The sequence below is a fragment of the Shewanella putrefaciens genome (assembly GCF_016406305.1).
GTDB lineage: Bacteria > Pseudomonadota > Gammaproteobacteria > Enterobacterales > Shewanellaceae > Shewanella > Shewanella putrefaciens_C.
The window spans coordinates 2,748,678-2,770,860 of the sequence record NZ_CP066369.1; the positions used below are offsets into that span (position 1 = coordinate 2,748,678).

The 22,183-nt window shown below is 44.6% G+C and carries 17 protein-coding genes; 5 read left to right on the plus strand and 12 right to left on the minus strand.

Translation table 11 applies throughout. The annotated features are described in order from the left end of the window. Window position 1: 1 nt before the first annotated feature. From JFT56_RS11955 to JFT56_RS12000, 10 genes are all read right to left on the minus strand, one after another. Complete coding sequence (locus tag JFT56_RS11955; RefSeq protein ID WP_198780315.1) at window positions 2–268, minus strand: DUF4212 domain-containing protein; 267 nt, start codon at window positions 266–268, stop codon at window positions 2–4. Window positions 269–604: 336 nt separating this feature from the next. Then, window positions 605–1,225: a thiol:disulfide interchange protein DsbA/DsbL gene (locus tag JFT56_RS11960; protein ID WP_198780316.1), complete on the minus strand. Its 621-nt coding sequence runs from the start codon at window positions 1,223–1,225 to the stop codon at window positions 605–607. A gap of 101 nt (window positions 1,226–1,326) precedes the next feature. Further along, window positions 1,327–2,190: an SDR family oxidoreductase gene (locus JFT56_RS11965; protein WP_198780317.1), complete on the minus strand. Its 864-nt coding sequence runs from the start codon at window positions 2,188–2,190 to the stop codon at window positions 1,327–1,329. Between the two features lie 57 nt (window positions 2,191–2,247). Beyond that, window positions 2,248–3,453 carry an HD-GYP domain-containing protein gene (locus JFT56_RS11970; RefSeq protein WP_198780318.1) on the minus strand — a complete coding sequence of 402 codons (1,206 nt, stop codon included), beginning with the start codon at window positions 3,451–3,453 and terminating at the stop codon, window positions 2,248–2,250. A gap of 236 nt (window positions 3,454–3,689) precedes the next feature. Beyond that, window positions 3,690–4,157: a DUF2919 domain-containing protein gene (locus JFT56_RS11975; RefSeq protein WP_198780319.1), complete on the minus strand. Its 468-nt coding sequence runs from the start codon at window positions 4,155–4,157 to the stop codon at window positions 3,690–3,692. A 75-nt stretch (window positions 4,158–4,232) separates the two neighbouring features. Beyond that, window positions 4,233–4,373, minus strand: coding sequence for a hypothetical protein (locus JFT56_RS11980; RefSeq protein ID WP_198780320.1), 141 nt, complete (start codon window positions 4,371–4,373; stop codon window positions 4,233–4,235). 21 nt (window positions 4,374–4,394) lie between these two features. Next, window positions 4,395–4,703 (minus strand): hypothetical protein, encoded by a 309-nt coding sequence (locus JFT56_RS11985; RefSeq protein WP_198780321.1) that lies wholly within the window; start codon window positions 4,701–4,703, stop codon window positions 4,395–4,397. Then, window positions 4,684–7,080 carry an NAD-dependent DNA ligase LigA gene (gene ligA, locus JFT56_RS11990; RefSeq protein ID WP_198780322.1) on the minus strand — a complete coding sequence of 799 codons (2,397 nt, stop codon included), beginning with the start codon at window positions 7,078–7,080 and terminating at the stop codon, window positions 4,684–4,686. The genes JFT56_RS11985 and ligA overlap by 20 nt, the downstream gene beginning before the upstream one ends. Window positions 7,081–7,184: 104 nt before the next feature. Further along, complete coding sequence (gene zipA, locus JFT56_RS11995) at window positions 7,185–8,252, minus strand: cell division protein ZipA (RefSeq protein ID WP_198780323.1); 1,068 nt, start codon at window positions 8,250–8,252, stop codon at window positions 7,185–7,187. 23 nt (window positions 8,253–8,275) lie between these two features. Continuing rightward, window positions 8,276–11,713: a chromosome segregation protein SMC gene (locus JFT56_RS12000; protein ID WP_198780324.1), complete on the minus strand. Its 3,438-nt coding sequence runs from the start codon at window positions 11,711–11,713 to the stop codon at window positions 8,276–8,278. A gap of 209 nt (window positions 11,714–11,922) precedes the next feature. Here JFT56_RS12000 and cysZ point away from each other — a divergent pair, with 209 nt between their 5' ends. Further along, window positions 11,923–12,702 carry a sulfate transporter CysZ gene (cysZ, locus tag JFT56_RS12005; RefSeq protein ID WP_198780325.1) on the plus strand — a complete coding sequence of 260 codons (780 nt, stop codon included), beginning with the start codon at window positions 11,923–11,925 and terminating at the stop codon, window positions 12,700–12,702. A gap of 131 nt (window positions 12,703–12,833) precedes the next feature. Here the strand turns inward: cysZ and JFT56_RS12010 are convergent, their stop codons facing one another. Both JFT56_RS12010 and JFT56_RS12015 read right to left on the minus strand, forming a co-directional pair. Further along, window positions 12,834–13,955 carry a beta-ketoacyl-ACP synthase III gene (locus tag JFT56_RS12010; RefSeq protein ID WP_198780326.1) on the minus strand — a complete coding sequence of 374 codons (1,122 nt, stop codon included), beginning with the start codon at window positions 13,953–13,955 and terminating at the stop codon, window positions 12,834–12,836. After that, entirely contained in the window at window positions 13,952–15,163 is a 1,212-nt protein-coding gene (locus JFT56_RS12015) for an RDD family protein (protein WP_198780327.1), read from the minus strand. The genes JFT56_RS12010 and JFT56_RS12015 overlap by 4 nt, the downstream gene beginning before the upstream one ends. A gap of 251 nt (window positions 15,164–15,414) precedes the next feature. On the opposite strand from JFT56_RS12015, the gene cysK reads away from it, so the two are divergent. From cysK to JFT56_RS12035, 4 genes are all read left to right on the plus strand, one after another. After that, a complete protein-coding gene (gene cysK, locus JFT56_RS12020) occupies window positions 15,415–16,383 on the plus strand; it encodes a cysteine synthase A (protein WP_198780328.1) in 969 nt (322 codons plus the stop codon). Between the two features lie 248 nt (window positions 16,384–16,631). Next, window positions 16,632–17,708, plus strand: a complete 1,077-nt coding sequence (locus JFT56_RS12025) for a methyltransferase (protein WP_198780329.1) — start codon at window positions 16,632–16,634, stop codon at window positions 17,706–17,708. 132 nt (window positions 17,709–17,840) lie between these two features. Further along, a complete protein-coding gene (locus JFT56_RS12030) occupies window positions 17,841–18,839 on the plus strand; it encodes a TDT family transporter (protein ID WP_198780330.1) in 999 nt (332 codons plus the stop codon). Window positions 18,840–19,533: 694 nt separating this feature from the next. Next, window positions 19,534–22,152, plus strand: a complete 2,619-nt coding sequence (locus tag JFT56_RS12035) for a TonB-dependent receptor plug domain-containing protein (RefSeq protein ID WP_198780331.1) — start codon at window positions 19,534–19,536, stop codon at window positions 22,150–22,152. Window positions 22,153–22,183 lie beyond the last annotated feature (31 nt).

A 22,183-nucleotide genomic window follows, 5' to 3' on the forward strand; every position in this document is an offset into this window, starting at 1 on the left:
CTTAGTCTTCTTGTACGTTATATTTTTTATCTAAGGCGTTGGCTTTTGCCGCATAGACAAAAATAAGCACAACGAATACATACATAGATCCCTGTTGTGCAAACCAGAAGCCTAATTTAAATCCCATGAAATGGATTTCATTGAGTACATCAACCAATAGAATGCCGCATCCAAATGACACTGCGGCCCAAATAGCTAATAAGCTAAGAACGAGACGTAAATTCTCGCGCCAGTAGCCTTTTGCTTTATCGTTGTTTTCAAAACCCATAGCGACTCCCCTGTGCTGTTTTATTATTAAGTCATGTTTAATCTAGCAACAGCTGGGGTGACCACAATCAAGACCTTAGTCTAATTTGTGAATAGCATCACAATAAAATAATCGAAATAACAATTAAAATCAGTAAGTTAGCAATGTAATTACATTTTAAGGATGGAGGTGATTTTTTCGCAGGTTAGACCAATGTCGTACAGATAAGAGCCGCGTTTATCAAGAGCAGCTTAATTAATGGGCATAAGACAAAAAATTAACCCAGCATCCGCTGGGTTAGTCATCAAAAACATGGGCAGAATGAGTTTATAAACAAAATCAATCTGGCATTCAGGCTTATTTAGCAGCCAAAAACTTCACTAATTGTGCGAGCTCTTCCGGGCTATGGGCTGTGGACGTTAACATATAACGTCCGTTGACCAGCAATGCTGGCACCCCTTTAAGGCCCGCCAATTCTGCTTGGGAGTCATAGTTCATCACAGTAAATTTTGCATCGACAGAATTCATTGCCGCATCCACATCATCGGCTTTGGCCCCCTGTGACACGAAAAAGGCTTTAACCTGCTCGGGCCGAGTAAAGGGCTCTCCTTTCTCGTGGATTTGTTTAAAAATAGTCTCATGCACTTGTTGAGTCATTTTCAGCTTTTGCGCCACATAATAGGCAAGTTGACTCAATTCCCAAGCGGGACGCCCGGCACCAACAGGAGTGCGCTCAAAGGCCACCTCTTTACCGAGTAAGGCGATCGTCGATACCATTAGCGGCTCTTGTTTGTAGCAATGTGGGCAGTTATAGGAGAAAAACTCCCGTAACACAGGCTGTTGCGTTTCGGCTATTCCCGCCACTGTAATGTAATCTTTACCTTCTTCAAAGGTTGCCGCTTGTAGCGCAAAACTGGCACTCAGCATTAGCCCACACACTAAGGCGACAACTGGGCGAATAACATTAAATACACTCATTATACTGTCTCTTTTCGTTGAATTTGTTGTATATAGGGATTGTACTTGGTCAAACAAGGGCTAAAGATAACCGAAAATTTGAGGCTAGCTTTAACTTTTATTCACTCACATGCCGCGAGCATAGCAAGCGGTGACGTATATTGGTAACTGAAACCTAAATCGGCCACAATCGCCTCACCGACTATCACCTTGCTAGGCATTGTCCGTTGATTAAACATCGGAGGCACTAGGCCTAAGGACTGGGCGGCAGCTTGATAAAATTCAGCCTTAGTGGGGTGTAAAGGTGCGCAGAGATTATAGATCGGAGCGATAGTTTTACCCTGACAACTCGCAGCTAAAATGGTGCTAATAGCCCGTACACAATCGCTTAAATGGACTAAATTTACCGCCATATTAGCCCCTGGCACATCGGTTTTACCCGCCAGAAAACGTCCAGGATGACGTTTAGGCCCCACTAGCCCCGCAAAGCGCAGGATACAGCTATTTTTTTGCGCGCCAAACAAGGCTTCAGCATCTAACAAGGTTTGGCTATCTAAGGATTCAGCGGCAGCATCGACTTCTGTCATCAGCTTATCTTGGCTTGGGTACACACCCGTAGTGCTGATAAACACTATGCCTTGATATTGCCAACCTTGGGTTAATGCGATGAGTTGTTGTAATTCTTGAAGATAAGCCCCGTTGCCACGCTTTAATCTGGGCGGAATATTGACCACGAGAAAATCGGTTTGCAATACTCTTTGTAATGCTTGCGCATCGGGCTTAACCTCGGCATCTTCACCTAACTGCAATTGAAAGGCTTCAATGCCGGCATCCGTGAGTAAAGCAAGTTCATCGATACTGCGCTTACAACCTGTCAGCCGATACCCTTCTTTAACCAATTGCTTTGCCAATGCAAACCCAAACCAACCGCACCCGACAACGGCGACACTTTTGGATGTCGCACCCTGTTGTTCCATATTTGCCATAACCATTCCAAGGAAGTCAAAATCAGCGCATAGAATACGGAACTTAACTCATAAGATTCAAGCTTGCAGCGAGCTAAAATAAAAACTAATGCCCTTATCCACCTGTAAAGTGCGGATCGCCCCCTCGGTCAACTCCTCCGCCTTAATGGCCTTTTGTACCGTGACACCTTCATCACTTAAAAAACGCAGCGACGCTTCACTGCCATCTTCCTTACAGGCCCACACTTGGGGTTGACTCACATCCTTAGTGGTCATAATAACCTTCGCCACACTGTCGTCCGATAATTTGACGATAGTCCCGGGGGGATAAATCCCCAGGATCTTGACCAATACGGCGATTAAAGATTCGGCATGCTTACTCGAGCGATTTTTAAATAAATACCCTAATGCGACTTGGGGAGATGAGGTTTGCAGACCACTTAATTGCTGATCATAATCATTTGCTAAGCTCACTATTTGAGTAGTGATGGGAATTTTATTGCCCGTTAAACCGTCGGGAAATCCAGAACCATCAATAAATTCATGGTGATGCAACACGATATGCAATACTTCCTTGGGGAATAATCCGCTGCGATTGAGCATGTCATAGCCAAAGTTAGGGTGCATCTGCAGATAGTTGGATTCATGGGCCGTCAAAGCACCGCGCTTTCGGCGAATAACATCGGGCACTTTAAGCTTACCAATGTCGTGAAATAAACTCCCAAGGGCAATATCCCGCAGTTCCCTCGGGGTGAGATCCAGTGCATGACCTATCATCATCGCCAGCACGGCCACAGAAACCCCGTGTTGAGTCACACTGACCTCCTTTTCATCCATGCCCACTAAGGTAAGAAAAGGTTTTTCCAGCTCCTGCAGATGACTCAAGAGATCTTCGACAAGTGCGGCCGATAAGCGATAAGCACCTTCGGGATCGCTGACAATTTTACCAAACACATTACGGCAATTATTCACGCCTTCTAAAAAACGCTTCTGGCTTAAACGCATTGCCCTACGGGTATCGGCCTTAAGATCCCGCTCGGGGGGAACCTCTGCAACCTCTTCAATATCTTCAACTTCATCCAAGGTTTGAACATCCCCGAGACTCTCGGAAATCAGGAACACGTAGGGCACGCCTAATCCACGGATCATTTCAATTTGAGCGGCACTGTTGATATCGACCCGGTTAAATAAAAAAGGGTGATTCGTCCATGACAAAGGCAACTTGACTCTCATGCCAAGTTGAAGTTCGGATAATAATAGTTTGCGTTGTTCTGCTTTTGCCACGCAGTATGACTCCTTTCAAATGCACCGAAGAAAAATGGACTGACAGTCCATTACTTCGAGGCACCTTTAAGCTAAGTACATATAACTATAGATGATTCCAAGAAATCAGTAAGCTATAAGTCAAAAAATGCTTATCAAACTGAGGGATTGCACACATAAATCTCACGGTTTAGAGCAGGGTTCTGATAAATATCAAAAATAACAACGGGATAATATATGTTAGTTTGCTTTTGAGCCTAAGCATCCTTTGGCCAATCCGCAAGATAATAGCCAAGTCGTTTCGATTTAAGCACATATAAACTGGACCAAAACAGCACTAAAGCGTCGAGGGCTAGACTCCAGTGGAACAAAAATTGTCCATGGAACAATCGCTGACCTAATAACAGGGCATCCACCAACAGGAGTAACCACACCCCCCATTTTAGGTGCACAAAAAGTGGCCTTACCCATAGTGGTGAACGGCGACGCTCGGCAATCACCACAAAGTAGAGCAGCACGGCGCCAAGACCCGCGGCGAGTGACAGTAAAAAGTCGGATTTTTCAGGATAGAAAATGCGAACCAATTCAGCTCTATCATTTGCTTGCGTTAATGACGCAATAAAAATGCACCAGCCGCGGGCTAAAAATGCCAAAAGCACATATAAGAAAATAGGGGGCTTGATATGGCCTTTATCATCGAGCCAAGTGATGTGACTGAAATTCAAAAATCAAAAACCTTCTTAATAAGCTGTTGAGTATAGATTTAGGCATTGAAAACAATAGGAAAATTAAATATTACCTTAATTGTGCTGCATCGCAGGACATTGCACGCAGGCACGCCATAAACTCATCCATGAGGGCTCCACCGCGCCATCCATGGCGCAGAGGGCCTGCTCAGCAATATCCTGCTTGCTGATAAAGTAAGCAACAACTCGGAACATTTTGCGACTAACAATTTGTTTTTAGATTTTCATTTTTAAGTTCAGATCTTTTTCAAGGCTATCGCATTCAAGCCTTAAATGATTAATTTGACTTTCAATAATATCGATTTTCGCTAACAAATCCGTATATCCATAATGGTCAAGAAATGAACTCAATTCAGTTCCACGGCCAATTTCCAATCTAATCGTTTCCATCTTGTGCTTACATTTTTTTCCATGCACACCTGCTCTACAGTTACATACAATTGATAGCTTATTATTTTCCAGTAAAAATTTAACTTCATATGGTTCTGGCTGAGAACCTTGAACATTAAAATTCCATATTTTCATTTAGTTCCCTCAAAAAATCATCTTCACTCAAAATAGTCACATTCAACGCTTGAGCTTTACTCAATTTACTTCCTGCTTTCTCACCAGCAATCAAATAATTTGTATTTTTAGAAACACTACTAGATACTTTAGCACCCTTTTTCTCTAAAACTTCCTGCATAGTCATTCGATCCATCGATGAAAAACTACCGGTTATCACAACTGTTGCATTGTGAAAAATACTAGTTATCTGTTCAGGAGTATTTGTTAATTGAGGCTGATATTGGGCCCAATGAATTCCCAAAGCTAAAAGCTTATCCTCAAGATCTTTCATATATAAAGCATTATTTTTATCTTTTATAAATTTTAACAAAGAATTTCTGCGTTTTTCTGTAAAGCCTTCAATAAGAAAATCAGAAAAATCAGCATCACATAATTCTTTAAGTGATTTAAATTTTTCTGAAAGCAATTTAGCATTTACACCAGCAATCATAGGGATGTTCAACATTACAATATAATGTTGCATTGTAGATTTAGCATGAACAAAATCAGAAATTTTATTGCTACTATTTAGCAAGTTAATCTTATCAAGAAGCGAATTTACAAACGCATCATTACTCTGACTTCTAAAGTATTCTACAATCTCATCTGCGACATCAACACCTACATCAGGAATAAGAACCAAAGCTTCTTTAGGAATCTTTTTTATATTACTAATGCAACCTAAATTTTTAGCTAATGTTTTCGCAGTTGAATCACCAACCTCATTTATACCAAGACTCAATAAAACTCTTTCAAGAGTAACATTTCTTGATACATGTATTGCCTGATAAAGATTGTCAGCAGAAACATCTCCAAATCCTTCTAACTCTAATAATTGCTCTTTCTTCAAATCAAAAAGATCTGCTGGTGTAGCGATCATTTTTTTATTGACTAACTGCTCTACAATTTTTCCACCAAGGCCATCTATATCAAAACATTTTTTAGACGAAAAATAAATAACAGATTCTTTCAACTGAGCAATACAATTTAATCCACCAGTACATTTGTATGTCGATTGTTCTATTTTATGGCTTTTTGTCTTAAGTTTTTTATGCTTAATTACTTTCACTATTGCTGATTGACATATTTCGCACTTTTTAGGAAATTCAATTTCTTTAGCATCTTCAGGGCGTCTTTCGGGGACTATGGCAACAATTTGTGGGATCACATCGCCGGCGCGACGGATAATCACAGTGTCACCGATTTTAATTCCGAGACGCTCAATCTCATCGGCATTGTGCAGCGTAGCATTAGAGACGGTCACACCGCCCACAAACACTGGCTTTAAGCGTGCGACGGGGGTGACTGCACCCGTACGGCCCACTTGAAAATCTACTCCTTCGAGTAGGGTCATTTCTTCCTGTGCGGGGAACTTATAGGCAATGGCCCAGCGGGGTGATTTTGCCACAAAACCTAAACTTTGCTGCTGGGCAATATCGTTGACTTTCATCACCACGCCATCGATTTCAAAGGGTAAATCACTGCGACGGCTGAGAATATCTTTGTAGTAGTCATAGACTTGGCTTAGTTCAGCGCAGACTTTGATTTCACTGCTGACGGGCAAGCCCCACGACTTAAGCTGCTGTAACTGTTCGAAATGAGTTTTAGCTAACGGGTGAGAATCCGGTTCAACGACACCCAAGGCATAGGCATAAAAGGCCAGTGAGCGAGAGGCGGTTATCTTACTGTCGAGTTGACGTAGGCTTCCCGCCGCCGCATTACGTGGATTAACAAACAGCTTTTCATCCTTTGCACGAGCGCGTTCATTAAGCGCTTCAAAGGCCGCTTTAGGCATAAAGGCTTCACCGCGCACTTCAACCAGTTCAGGGAAATCATGGCCACGTAATTTAAGTGGAATTGATTTAATGGTCTTGACGTTTTCGGTGATATCTTCCCCAGTGGTACCATCTCCTCGGGTTGCGGCACGCTCAAGCACGCCATTGCGATATAAAATGCTTACCGCAAGACCATCGAGTTTAGGCTCACAGCAAAAACTCACCTCACCCACTTTATCGGTAACACGCTTATGGAAAGCACTAAAATCCGCCTCATCGAAGGCGTTATCTAGACTCAGCATAGGTTTGAGGTGGGTGATTTGCTCAAATTTAGCCAGCGCCATTCCCCCGACACGCTGGGTCGGCGAATCGGCAGCAATATACTCGGGAAACTGCGCCTCTAGCTTAAGCAAACGCTGCATCAACCTGTCGTACTCGGAATCCGTAATGCTCGGCGCATCATCCACATAGTAACGAATATTATGTTCGTTCAACGATTGGCTGAGGGCCTGCATCACCTGCGGTGCATTTTCGGGTGACACATCGGCAGAAAGGAGTATATCGAGTTGAATGTCTTGCATATTCTTTATCCAGAATTATTTAGATCACAAAAAATAGATCACAAAAACTGAGGCCGCAATTAGCGGCCTCATCAATCTATTAACCGCCAAGTTGCGGCGTCGGTTTAAGCATTAGCGCGAATACGGTGCAAATAGTCTTGTTTAGTAAACTCGCCCCAGGGTTGACGTTGACCATCGAGTACGACCGCATCAATATCATCTGCAAGCTGGCGCGCCGAGTTGAGCATGATGGAGAAATTCATTAAGGCATCGCCATAGCAAGGTAGTGTCATAAAAAACACCACACCTTGGGTGCTAAATTGCTCCATATTATCGGGGTCGAACACCCCAGGCTTTAACATGTTTGCAATTGAAAACAACACCTTACCATTTCCAGCGTTGTCCACATGGCGGTGGAAAATATTCATATCGCCATATTTAAAGTTGAGCGTTAAGAAGCAAGGTAACAATTCGGCGCCATTAAGTTGCTGACCTTCTTTGGCAACCACGTGCAGCACTAATACATCACGGGGCTCACCTAAACCTTCTTCTACGGCTTCTTCGACAACTTCGTCTATCTCTTCTTGATAGACGTCTTCATCAAACAATGCGGTTTGAGTCGGCACGGGGGCATGGGCTCTTTGTGCTTCTTCTGCCGCTTTTTGGGCAACCATAGCAGCATGGGATTGACCCATATGCGCAGAGTGCCCCGTGAGTATCGGCTCTTGACGCGAAGCCTTAGGGCCACGGTGCTGCTCTTTTGCTGTCGGCGACTGCAGACTAAAATCCGGTTGTTGCAGAATAGGCTCTTGCTTAATATCTAACTTAAGATCTGGCTTAACGTCTGGCTTAATCTCTAACTTAACGTCTGGATTGAGGTCTTGTTTAAAGAGCGGCTTAGATTCTACTTTGGCATCTTGTTTTAAATAGGGGTTAATCGCAGGCGTCTCATGGGTGGTTTCCCCCGCCTTACGCACACGTACGGCGCCAATCCCATCGGCATCAAAGCCATCGGCATCGACCCGCTTAGGCGCGCCCTCGCCTCTGTCAGCCTGTTTCTTATAAAAATTGCCCATTGGACTATCTTTTAATGACTTAGGTTGTTGTCTTCTGATAGACCAAAATCCATGCACCAGCACAGCAACTATGGCTATGGCGCCTAAAACAAACAGAACTAGTTGCAAATCTTCCATTGGTTACCCTGTCTTTCTTCTAGTTATCCAGCGTCAGCCATCGCCACCGCTTGCTCTAAATCTACCGCGACTATACGGGATACACCCGGCTCGTGCATAGTCACGCCTATAAGTTGATCAGCCATCTCCATGGTTATTTTGTTATGGCTAATATATATAAACTGTACGCTTTGCGACATTTCTTTGAGTAATCGACAGAAACGTTCCACGTTGGCATCATCTAACGGTGCATCCACTTCATCTAACATACAGAAGGGTGCGGGATTCAGCCTAAAAATAGCGAATACCAATGATAAAGCGGTTAAGGCTTTTTCACCACCCGAAAGAAGATGGATTGTGCTGTTCTTCTTACCCGGTGGCTGGGCCATAATAGTCACGCCTGTCTCCAGCAAGTCATCCTCCGTCAGTGCTAAATAAGCCCGCCCGCCACCAAAAACCTTCGGAAATAAGCGCCCGAGATCTTCGTTAACGGTATCAAACGTGGTCTTAAAGCGTGTACGGGTTTCCTTATCTATCTTACGGATCGCCTCTTCTAAGGTGGCGAGCCCTTTATTTAAATCGTCATCTTGATGATCCAGATACGATTTTCGCTCACTTTGCTGTTCAAATTCTTCGATCGCGGCGAGGTTAATCGCCCCTAAGCGGATGATTTTTTGCCGTATTTGATCTAAATCACTCTGCCACTTATCGGGATGCCCATCTAAAGGCAAGGTATCAATAATCTGTGACAGGACAATTTTTTGTTCCTGCAGTGCCTCTAATTGGCTTTCTGCTTGGCCTTTTAATCCTTCACGACGTAACTTTAACGTGCTCAGGCTTTGAGTCAAGCCCTCAAGCTTACCAAGCTCTTGTTTTTGCTTTAATCCTATACGGTTTAATGCCTCAGAAAGCGTACTTTGCTCCGTTCGTACAATTTTAAGGCTCTGTTGCTGCTGCTGTTGTTGATTAAGCAACTCGGCTAATTGCGCGCTCAATAACCCACTATTTTGCAGTCCACTTTGCTCTTGGACGCTGGCAAACTGGGCTGACAACATTTCTCGAGACTGGATTAATTCACTGACACGGATTTGCTGTAACTGAATTTGCTCGCTGCTGACGGCAATTCGCATCGTGACGGACTGCAAGCTCGCCCTTAGAGTTGATAACTGGCGTTCAATCTCAGTGATCCGAGCCTTTAATGCTTGGTGGCGCACTAAATCCGTTTGGGCATCCTGATTGAGTTGTTGCTGCTTTTCTAGGCTCGTCTGCAGGCTATCCTCAAGTTCGACCTCTTGCTCTGCAAGCAGGTTAAATTGCTCAGTTAAGGTGAACATCTCAGTCGCATTGAGTGACAGAGCTTGTTCAAGCTGGGTGCGTTTCGCGGCGGATAACTGAGCCTGCTCAGTTGCATTCGCCAATTGCACCTGTTTAGTGGTCTGTTCTAGTTGCAGTTGATGTAACTTCTGCACCCCAGAGGTCAACTGTTGCCTCGCTTGGTTTAGGTTAGCAGCACATTCCGATAACCTAGTTTGCAGCAGGGCAAGTTTACTCTCCCACTCACGGATACTTTCGCCTAATTGCCCCTGCTCTTTACTGAGTTGCACTAGGGACTCGGCGCTATCTTGTTTAGCAATTAAGAAACCTTGACCCAATAAATAGCCATCGGCGGTGACAATACGCTCATTATCCTTAAGGAGAGGCAACATCAGCCTAGCTGATGGCAGATCCTGAGCCCATTTCAGCCCAGACAACCAAGGGGCAAGATTGACATTGGATTGAAGCTTGGCTTGATATTCACTCTTTAGGTCTATCCCAGCAGACGGTATGGCAAAGGGCTGAAAACCCACTTCAGTCTCAATTACCCCGACGGGTAAATTCATCAGGCCATTGAGGGCAAGTTCTGCGGCCGTTTCCCAGCCATTTTCGACGGTTAAACTTTGCCATAGCTGCGGTTTATCCGTGAGCTGCTCCTGTTTTGTGAGCCATTGCTCGATCAACTCAAAACGGGCCCGCATTGAGGTAAGCTCTTGGGAAATCCGCTCAAAATCGATTCGAACTTGATCTAATTCTGCCGTCTCTGCGCTGACTCGATGTTCAAGCTGATGATTGACTTCCACTTGCTCGGCGAGCGTGTGCGTGATTGCCGCAACAGCTTGGCTAAGGGGCGTGAGTCTATCTTCCTGCTCAAGTTGAGTCAGAGCTATTAGCTCTGCCTGTTGCTCACGGCTCTGTTGCTGCTTATGCTCCAACAATTGCTGCTGATGTGTAAGTTTGCTGCGACTCAGCTCAAGTTGTAGTTGGTGCTTTGCAACTAACGCCGCTTGCTGGCGTAAACTTTCCGTTTGTTGCTCGTTACGCTCGACACTCATTGCCCACTGACATTGCAGCTCATCCAGCATTTCTTGCTGTTCATCATGCTGGGGTGCCAGTTGAGATAACTCTAACTCCAACGACCTGAGATTAGTTTGATAGCCTTCGAGTTTATCCGTATGTTGCTGGATCTGCTCCTTAACCTGAATTAGCTGCGTCTCAAGCTGGGCATCGCGTTGTTTTTGGCTCTGTAATTGCTGCTCTAACTTTGCGATTTCGGTGCCCGTAAGATAATAGGCCTCGACCGCACGCTGCTCCTGTTCCGCCAACCGAGCGAGTTGTACTTGTAATTCAGTGGTTTGTAACTCATCGGTTTGCGCAAGCGACTGCGCCGCGGCTTGTTGCACTTCGATGGCGCTGATTTGCTCTGACAGGTTTGCCATCTGAGCTTGCAACTCTTGATAACGCATCACCAGGAGTTCGGCGTGGGTCTTGCGCTCGGCCAGCTTTAACTCTCGGTATTGTTTGGCGGCCTTGGCTTGCTGGGCAAGCTTATCGAGTTGTTTACCTAACTCGCTACGAATATCCCCTAAACGTTCAAGGTTTTCACGGGTATGGCGAATACGATTCTCGGTTTCACGGCGCCGCTCTTTATAGCGGGAGATCCCCGCGGCTTCCTCGATAAAAGTACGCAGATCTTGGGGTTTAGATTCAATAAGGCGAGAAATAGTGCCTTGCTCGATAATGGCGTAGCTGCGTGGGCCAAGGCCTGTGCCCATAAATAAGTCGGTAATGTCTTTTCGGCGACACTTTTGCCCATTGAGAAAATACCAAGATTCGCCATCACGACTCACCTGACGCTTGACCGATATTTCTTCATAACTGGCGTATTGGCCGGCAAGACGACCTTGTTTATTTTCAAAGACCAGTTCAACCCCGGCCACGGAGACAGGTTTGCGCGCACTGGAGCCGTTAAAAATCACGTCGCTCATGGAATCACCGCGCAGATGTTTAGCCGAACTTTCGCCTAATACCCAACGCACGGCATCGATTACATTCGATTTGCCGCAGCCATTTGGGCCAATAATGGCGGTTAATGCCTGTAAAAAAGGAATTTTAGTGGGATCGACAAACGACTTAAAGCCGGCAAGTTTTATTTGTTTTAATCTCATAGTGCCAGTTAGCGCGTCTCTGAATTTTGGCCCTAAATTGGCCCAAGTAGTGCAAATATACCCTGCTGGCAACTTTAACAAAGCAAGCAGCATTTTGTAACGCTTTTTATTGAATTCATGCGGCTTTTAGCTTGTCATCTGCCCATGAGTTGCTCACAATCGCACTTATCTGTATCTCAGGTTGTAGCTTAACTTTTTGGAAAAACGATATGACACAGAAGAAAACCTTGCCCTTCCCCGCCAAAAGCGGCGTTAATTACTTTCTCGACGGTTTTGGTCTGATCAGACGCAAAGGGCTGCGTACCTTTGTATTTATTCCTTTAATGATTAACTTGTTACTGTTTGCAGGTGTCATTTATGTGGCCATAGGCCAGTTAGATGCTATGTTTACGTGGATGAATGCCCAGCTACCCGAGTATTTAAGTTGGTTAAATTTTTTACTCTGGCCACTCGCCGTCACGACTATGTTAGTCATGCTCGCCTTTGTGTTTAGCTCGGTGATGAACTGGCTCGCAGCGCCTTTTAATGGCCTGTTGGCTGAAAAGGTTGAACAATTACTCACGGGCAAACCACTGAACACAGGTTCTGGTATCGATTTAATCAAAGATTTACCCCGCATTTTGGGCCGTGAATGGATCAAACTGAAATACTATCTGCCCCGGGCACTGGTATTTTTATTACTGTTTTTAGTGCCAATGGTAGGTCAAACCTTAGCCCCTATCCTGTGGTTTTTCTTTAGTGCTTGGATGATGGCGATCCAATATTGCGATTATCCCTTCGACAACCACAAGGTCAGTTTTAAGGATATGCGCTTCGCCTTAAATCAGACCCGCGGCAGCAGCTTTAGCTTTGGCGCGACTGTAACGTTATTTTCGATGATACCCATAGTGAACTTTGTCGTGATGCCCGTAGCCATTTGTGGTGCCACCGCTATGTGGGTCGATAAGTACCGCGAAGCCTACCGCAATCCCGTGATAGCACCGGAATAGCTTATGAAACAAATTATTATCTAAAGTAACGCTAGTGTGGAGCATATTCCTGCAATATAAAAAACAGCCTCAACTGAGGCTGTTTTTTATTAAAAAGTGGCAGAATAATCTGCTTATTCTCTGAGGTTAATTTAGCACTTTTGCAGAATAACACTGCCGATGGAATATCCCGCACCAAAGGAGCTCAACAGGCCTAAATCGCCCGCCTTAAAGTCGCTAGAAAACTTGTGAAACGCAATCACAGAGCCCGCAGATGCCGTATTAGCATATTCATCGAGCACCACAGGAGCCTGCTGCGGCGAAACCTCGTCCCCAAGCAGTTTTTTCACCACAAACTGATTCATATTGATGTTCGCTTGGTGTAACCACAAACGTTTAAAGGACTGAGGTGTTAGATCCTGTTCGGCTAAGTGTTCATCCAAATGCTGGTAAATCATCGGCAACAGCTCTTTAAAAACCTTACGCCCCTGTTGGTGGAACAATTTATCGGGCTGGTGTGCCGAACTGGGATCACAGCGATTTAAGAAACCAAAATTGCTGCGAATATTGCTTGAGTAATCGGTAAAACAACGGCTTGAAAGGATCTTAAACCCAGTCCCAGGTGCGACTAGGCTCTGCTCTTCGAGTACCAGCGCGGTCGCCACATCACCGAAGATAAAATGGCTATCACGGTCGCGGTAGTTGACCTGGGCCGAGCAAATTTCAGGGTTGATCACGAGTACCCGAGAAGCGGAGCCAGTGGCAATCGCATTCGCGGCGGCAACAATAGCGAAGGTCGCCGATGAACAAGCAACTTGCATATCATAGCCATAACCTCGGGTGCCGAGCGCGCGTTGGATTTCAATCGCCATTGCCGGATAGGCGCGCTGGGTATAGGCGCAGGCAACAATGACTAGATCAATTTGCTCCGCCTTAAGATTGGCATGATTGAGCGCCATCAATGCGGCTTCAACCCCGATTTCGGCCTGCATAGATAACTCGTCGCTACTGCGCTCGGGGATCAGAGGCATCATCACTTCAGGATCGAGAATGCCCTCTTTCACCATCACATACCTGTGTTTAATACCCGAGGCTTTTTCGATAAATTCGCTCGATGAATAGGATAAGGGCGCGACATGTCCCTGCTCAATTAATCCTGCATTTTCAAGGTTAAACATATCCACGTAGGCATTGAAACTCTCGACTAGGGCTTCATTGGAAATACTGTGGGGCGGCGTAAATAAACCGCTGCCAGAAATAACAACCTGTTTCATAGGTGCTCCGAACGAGTGCTTGTTGTAAGGTGAGCAGACGTAGAATATTCCGTTGTCTGCACAGGGTTTAATCCATTTTTTACCTGTGCTTGTTGCTGCTCTAATTGTTGCTTTTTATGCATTTGTATTAAGTCTATCACGACTGTTGAGGATATTTTATCTTGGATCCCCTGCCGATTGGCATCCCAAAATATTTGCATAAAGCCTAAAAGGCCAGTTGTGAAGCCCGCGGCGTAGCCACCGTAGCGTCCGAACGCGGCCCACAAACTGAGTTTGGCACCATCGAGTTTAATCACCCGAATACCGAGCAGCTTTTTACCTAAGGTTTGACCATCGAACCTTGCAGTAAAGACTGTGAAGTAAAATGCAGCCCAACCGAAGCCCAGCCCCATATCCCCCATAAAACCTTTGATCCAAGCGATAACACTGTGGGTATCGGCCTCCTCTTCCCCATCACCGTCGCCATCACCGTAAGTATTCTCGGGAAAATGTCCCCCTAACATATCGGCATTGATTGCATCTGTCTTTGCCGCAGGCACTTTCGCGTTTAGATTAAGTGCTTCGGGCTTAGGCTGCTGATTTTCCCCCCGTGCAGGCTCAGTTTGTACTGGAATCGCTGGCCATAAAACGCCTGTCAATATTTCCGACTGCAACTTTTGCTTATCGGCCGCTGATAGCTGGCTGCTATTGAGGGTATTAAGCACCATATCCCTGCGCTCCAACGCCGGCATGGCCGTCGTTTCACTCGTCTCTTCAATGCGCTTTCGCAGGGATTGAATTTCCGCCTTAGCACAGGGGTAATCTTCACAGAGGCTAAGGGATAGCAATGCAGGAAGGGACTGGATAACCTCTTTGCCCACTAAGCTAGACTCACTCGAGGCATCAGTTGCAGCGTTAAAATTGAAGACATCGGCGGCCATACTCAGGAGCAGAAAGGCCAGCATAAGAGCATATAGCCCCCACTTAAGCATTCGCCCTAATGTGTGACTACGTTTTTCAACCCAAATAATGCCTATCACCAACAGCACAAACATCCAATCCATTTGTTCTGCCAAAACGGTGATCACAACCCCATCGATCAACATGGCTAAGGCACGCTTTAAAGGGGTTGCCAACGGCGTATAAAGCACTGAGTCTGCAATGGCGAAGGCATTGGGGGTTACCATAGTTTTTGGGTCTTTGCCCAAGTCCGTTTGCTGTTGTTTCATGTTTGCATCTTGTCCGATACGAGTAGTAGGCTTGTTTTACGATTGAAACATCAAGAAGTTATTCTTGTGAATGCCAAAATCTTTTTTATGTTAGCAAGAGGTTAACACAGTAAAACCGGCTGCCAATCTGGCTTTGCGAATAACAGCATACTCTTTAATAACTAAATCGAATAAAGAAGAACAAACAATCACTTCTAAAAGTGCCAGAGGCGATTATGATTCAATAGTGCAAACATAGGAGCAAGCAATCCATGAGCAAAATTTTCGAAGACAATTCATATACTATTGGTAATACACCGCTAGTACGTTTAAACCGTGTTAGCCAAGGTAAAGTGCTGGCCAAAGTCGAAGCACGCAATCCAAGTTTCAGTGTTAAATGCCGTATCGGTGCCAATATGATTTGGGATGCCGAGAAAAAAGGTTTGCTGACAAAAGATCATGAACTGATCGAGCCGACATCGGGTAACACGGGTATCGCACTCGCCTACGTCGCCGCAGCCCGGGGCTACAAGCTGACGCTCACTATGCCCAATACCATGAGCTTAGAGCGTCGCAAATTGCTCAAAGCCTTAGGTGCAAACCTAGTGCTGACCGAAGGCGCGAAAGGCATGAAAGGCGCGATTGATAAAGCGGAGGAAATCCGTCAATCAGCTCCTGAAAAATATGTTTTATTACAGCAGTTCAATAACCCTGCTAACCCAGAGATCCATGAAAAAACCACAGGTCCAGAAATCTGGAAAGATACCGATGGTGAAGTAGATGTCTTTGTTGCGGGTGTGGGCACTGGCGGTACTATCACAGGTGTGAGCCGTTACTTGAAAAAAGTGGCTGGCAAAACCATTACCTCTGTCGCGGTTGAGCCAGTGGATTCGCCAGTGATCTCCCAGACATTAGCGGGTTTACCCGTTCAACCCGGTCCCCATAAGATCCAAGGTATTGGTGCGGGCTTTATTCCCGGAAACTTAGATCTAGAGTTGATTGACCGCGTTGAAACCGTCAGCAACGATGATGCTATCGAGATGGCCCGCCGCTTAATGCAAGAAGAAGGCATTTTGGTCGGTATTTCATCGGGCGCCGCTGTCGTTGCCGCAAACCGCATCGCAGCATTACCGGAATTTGCCGATAAAACCATTGTTGTGGTATTACCTTCGGCGGCAGAACGCTATTTATCTTCGGTATTGTTCCAAGGCCAATTTGGCGACGAAGAAAATATCCAGTAATTTGTCAGCTTTCCATGTAAAAACCCGGTTTGTCCGGGTTTTTTTATGGCTATTTTCCAAACTATTTACGGCTAATTATTCGCAGCTCACTCGCCGCGCTATCCCTTTAAGCTTCTGTTGCCTCAATTTCGGTGGCACTCATTGGATCAATTAAGTTAAGACTCAGTTCATAGTTTTTCAACGCCGAACTGACTTTCGTGATCCAGTTCGCTATAACGTCATCACCTAAAGCCAACTAACTCGTTTCTATGCCTTTTTACTCTACTCCCCGCGATATCACCGCTTTTGATGCTAAATTTGAAGCTCAAAAAATTGCCTTCGGGCCCATCAGTTTCCAAGTGGCCCATTGCCTGATGAAGTTCAATATTCTAGCCACTATCGATAAAGCGGGTGGGAATGGCATCACCTTGGCCGAATTGAGCCAATCCACCCAAGTGAGTGAGTACGCCCTAGGGGTATTACTCGATATGGGGCTCAGCATGGGTTTAGTCTGGCAAAAGGATGTAACTTATGTGCTAGATAAAACTGGATATTTTCTATTACATGACGATATGGCAGCAATCAATCTTAACTTTGTCCAAGATGTTTGCTACCAAGGTTTGTTCCAACTTGATAAGGCTCTCGCTGAAGGAACCGCGGCGGGATTAGCCGTATTTGGGGAATGGAGCACTATCTATCCCGCCTTAAAAGATCTGCCACCTAAGGCGAAGGAAAGCTGGTTTGCCTTCGATCATTACTATTCAGACCATGCGTTTCCCGCCATTATCCCATTCGTTTTTAAGCATAATCCTAGACACTTAGTCGATATCGGCGGCAATACAGGCAAGTGGGCATTTACGTGCTGCCAATACGATCCTGAGGTGGAAGTCACTATTATGGATTTTCCTGGCCAACTCGCGGTTGCGGCGCAGCAGGCGGCCAAGCAAGGATATTCATCACGGGTACATACCTTTGCGACGGATCTGCTAGATGAGTCCCTGCCCTTTGTGGAAGGTGCCGATACTTATTGGATGAGCCAGTTCCTCGATTGTTTCTCTAAAGCGCAGATCCTGAGCATTCTTAAACGCACCGCCAATGCCATGGCGCAAGACAGCCAGCTTTTTATTGTTGAAACCTTCTGGGATAGGCAGCCCTCTGCGGCTTCGGCTTACTGTGTAAATGCCACTAGCCTCTATTTTAGTGCTATGGCCAATGGCAATAGTCGTATGTATCACTCTAAGGACGTGTTGGCTTTACTACAGCAAGCGGGTTTATATGTTGATGAAGATACAGATAATTTAGGACTTGGGCATACTTTACTGCGTTGTAAACTCAAACCTAAATAGTAAATTTTAATTACTCTATAAATAAATTTAATCAATTTTATTTATCAATCTCTCAGACATACACTGACATTATCAAAACAGCGTCCTCTATCGGGCAATGTTAAGCAATGTCAGTATTGAGAGGTAAGTAAAATGACTTCAAAACGCAAACGCTGGACAGCAAAAGCCGCCAAATTACCTAGCCCAATGGCAGGGTTAGCACTCGCCATTGCTAGCTTAGGTTGGGCATTTGAAAGTATGCTACCTTCACTTAATGGCATGGGCCAACTCACTGGAGCCATTATAGCTTCGCTGCTGTTAATGCTACTTAGCGGAAAGTTTTTACTCCATCCCAACATTTTAAAGGATGAACTGAGCCACCCTGTGATTGGCAGCGTGATCCCCACATTTGCCATGGCATTGATGGTTGTCTCAAACGTGCTCGGCCACTATTACGCCAATGCTGGCTTAGCACTATGGCTTGGGGCAATCTTTATCCATCTGATTTTTTTAGGGGCATTTATCTACTTTCGTGCTATCGATTTTAAGCTCGAACATATGGTGCCAAGTTGGTTTGTGCCCCCGATTGGCATCATAGTCGCGGCGGTTTCGTTCCCCGCCTCCGGTTATCAGTGGTTAGTGAATGCCATTTTAGGTTTCGGTATGCTGGCTTACCTCGTCATGCTGCCGCTGATGCTCTACCGCTTAATTTTCTGTAAAGCCGTACCTGACGCAGCAAAACCCACGATTGCAATCCTTGCGGCCCCCGCAAGCCTATCCCTTGCGGGCTACTTGACCGTCACAGAGCAGCCTTCTATCGCCCTCGTCGCGCTGTTAGTGAGTATTGCTATCCTGATGACGAGCATTATCTACTTAGCATTCTTTCACCTGCTTAAACTCCCATTTAGCCCTGGATACGCCGCATTTACCTTTCCCATGGTCATTGGTGCCACTGCCCTCTTTAAAACATCGGCATGGCTTGGGCAGTTTGACCAATTTAATCAATTAACTATGTGGATAAACTACTTAGCACGCTTCGAGTTAGTGATTGCAACCTTAGTGGTGGTCTATGTCTCGCTGCGTTATCTGATCCATTACTTCCCAGTACCATTCACCCTATTAGCACCAAGAAGGGTATTAAATGCCCATTAACCGAATGCGAGACGGCATAAACATAAGCAAGATTCGATTTAAAAATCACAGTAAAAATTTAATCTAGCCGACTCAAATAGAATAAGTGGGAGTGAATACAAATTCACTCCCACTTATTAATTAAACAACATTTAATACTGATAACGTCTATTCCAAAAATAATACCCACCCTCAGTTCAAAACAACCAAAAAGTTTATTTAACGACAAGGAAAGTCAGCACAAAAAACAACCGCCAATTCAAAGCATACCGTATACAAACCCTATTTAAGCTAAAATAAAATAATCAAAGGCAAAATAAATAGAACGATTGACTATATCGTTCTATTTTTATTTTTTAATTTAAACAAATAAAAAATATCGCAAAAAACACCACAACATACAGCTACAAAAATCAACACCAACCAATAAACATATTTAAACAAATAAAATACAATTAAACACAAAAATTAACACCAAGCCTGTATATGTAGTTAACAAATGATTACATTAGTATCAAATATACCGTAATAGACACTGTAAAACACAAAATAAAACAATATATTAACACTTGGCACCCAAGTCACATTGTTGCACTTGTTATATTCTTGTGGTTATATCCTGAGCTTAATTAAATTGGGCACTGATTTATCACATTTGTACCCGTTTAATAAAAATAACAACTAAACAAATAACAAGTGTTAAGGGAGAATAAAAATGCGCGCAAATTCTACATTAGCCAAAGCTATTCGCTTTGCGTTAATAAGCGGTGCAACTACTGCAGCATTATCAACTTCAGCAATTTATGCTGCTGAAGATGGTGCAAAAGTTGAACGTATTGAAGTAACAGGTTCTCGTATTAAACGTACGGACATGGAAGGTTCATCGCCAGTTACCACTATTGATGCTTCTCAAATTGAAAAAACTGGTGAGCTTAGTATTACCGATGTTCTCAGAAGAAGTAATTTGAACTCATTCGGTTCTTTCTCTGAACGTTCAGGAAGCAGTGCACAATCACAAGCCACCATTAACTTACGCGGTGCAGGTTCAGACCGTACTCTCGTATTATTAAATGGCAAACGTATGCCAGGTTCTCCTACATTGGGGGGAACCGCAGTTAACTTAAACACTATCCCAACGGCAGCTATCGAGCGTGTTGAAGTGTTAACTGACGGAGCATCAGCCGTATACGGCTCTGATGCGGTTGCAGGCGTAGTGAACATCATCCTAAAGCAAGGTTATGATGGGTTAGAGGTTTCGGCTACGGCGACTGAACCAACGCAGGAAGGTGGTGAAGAATGGAAAGCACATATCGTAGGTGGTACTGTCGGCGAGAAAGGCAATGTTACATTCTCATTTGAACACCTAAATCGTGAAATTATTTATCAACGTGATCGCTGGTTCTCTAGCTCCACTAACACTCTTGCACCTAAGTTCGATGATACAACGGGTGTATCAATTTATGCCCGTAACTTTTTAGATACTACAACAGGCGGGTTTCAACCATTAACAGCTTGTAAGAATCCACAAATGGTAGGTGGCGGTCATATTTATGATGCCGGTAGTGGTGACTATGTTTGTGGTTATGACTATACCGCAGAAGCTGCAGACCATGCTGCACGTTCATACACTGCTGGTTACGTGAATGGTGAATATGAACTGTCTGATGAGATAGCCTTTAAGGGACAAGGTCTATTCGCTCGCAATGAAACCTTTGGCCGTTATGCCCCTGCTGCGGGTTGGTTTAATGTTGCACCAGGGCAAGTTGACGTTCAAAACTATGACGCCACAGGCAATATGACTGGCGTGACTAAAAACCAAAATGCGGGTCGTGTTTACTATCGTTTCACCGATGTAGGCACACGCGATGCCAATACCATTGATTACAGTACTGATATCCAATTAGGTTTAGTCGGAAGCCATGACAGCTTCGGCTGGGATGTAACCTACCATTACAACCTAGCAGAAAACAGTAACTATGGCACAGGCTATGTACATAGACCTACAGTTGAAAAATACGTGAAAGATGGCGTTTTTAACTTTGGTCCAGAAGGTAACAGCCCATCTGTTATCGCAGATATGGCCCATCAAACCCTCAAGCAAGATATTATGGAATTCCATAGCTTAAATGCGGGTGTTAACTTTGAAGCCATTGAACTACCAGCAGGAACTATCGGTTGGTATATTGGAACAGAAGCTCTGCAGTACAAATACGAAGCTAACGTAGATGCACAAACGGCCGCTGGTGATGTTATCGGCTCATCAGGAAACGGTTCATCAGGTGATCGTGATGTCTACGCCTTATTTGCAGAATCCATCATCCCTGTCACTGAAGACTTAGAGTTGAACTTAGCATATCGTTATGACAAGTATTCAGACTTTGGCTCAGCAACAACTCCTAAAGTCGCCTTAAGATATCAAGTGATAGATGATGTCGTCTTCCGTGCGTCTTGGGGTCAAGGGTTCCGCGCACCATCATTATCGGATCTGTTAGCTGCTGATGCATTCAGTGCTGATACGGCAACCGATTACCATTACTGTGATGTTCAAGGTACGCCAGTAGCTGATTGTAAAGCGAAGCAATATGACGTAACTCGCAAAGCAAACAAAGAGCTGGATCCTGAAACATCAAACTTCTACAACCTAGGTTTAGTGTGGGATATCACTGATAACCTCAGCACTAAAGTGGAATACTACAACCTAGACATTGAGGATGTGATCACCTTCGTATCACTCGATTCTCTACTCAAAGAAGAGCAAAAAGTCGGTTATGGTAATCTGAGCCGTGGTCAAATTGAGCGCGCAGGTGGTAATGCGGACGGTAAATTACTTTCAGCTGTAACACCAAAAGCGAACGGTAATGGCTTCCAAACTTCGGGAATTGATTTCAATATCACTTACAGTGGTTTTGAAACTGAAATCGGCGAATTTGGTACAAACTATGACTTAACCTATGTGCTCAACTATGACGAAGAAGAGTATTTTGATGGTCCGGTAAACGACAAAATTGGTCGTAACGGTATGCCACAAATTCGTTTCACTTGGGTTATTGACTGGACATATGGTGACCACTCAGCATCTATTATTTCTCAATACATAGATAGTCAATCTGAGCGTACAGATCCAAACACATTCGAGCAAATTGGTCATTTGACATCCCAGACGACCTTCGATATTAGCTATGGTTATAACACATCGTGGAATGGCAAAATCAACTTAGGTATTCGTAACTTAACCGACGAAGATCCAGTTCTGAATTCAGACTTAGCCTACGATGCTTCACTGTACAGTCTATATGGTCGTACATATACCATGACTTACACTCAAAAGTTCTAAGCTAAATTTCGACCAGCAAACGGCATCCTCG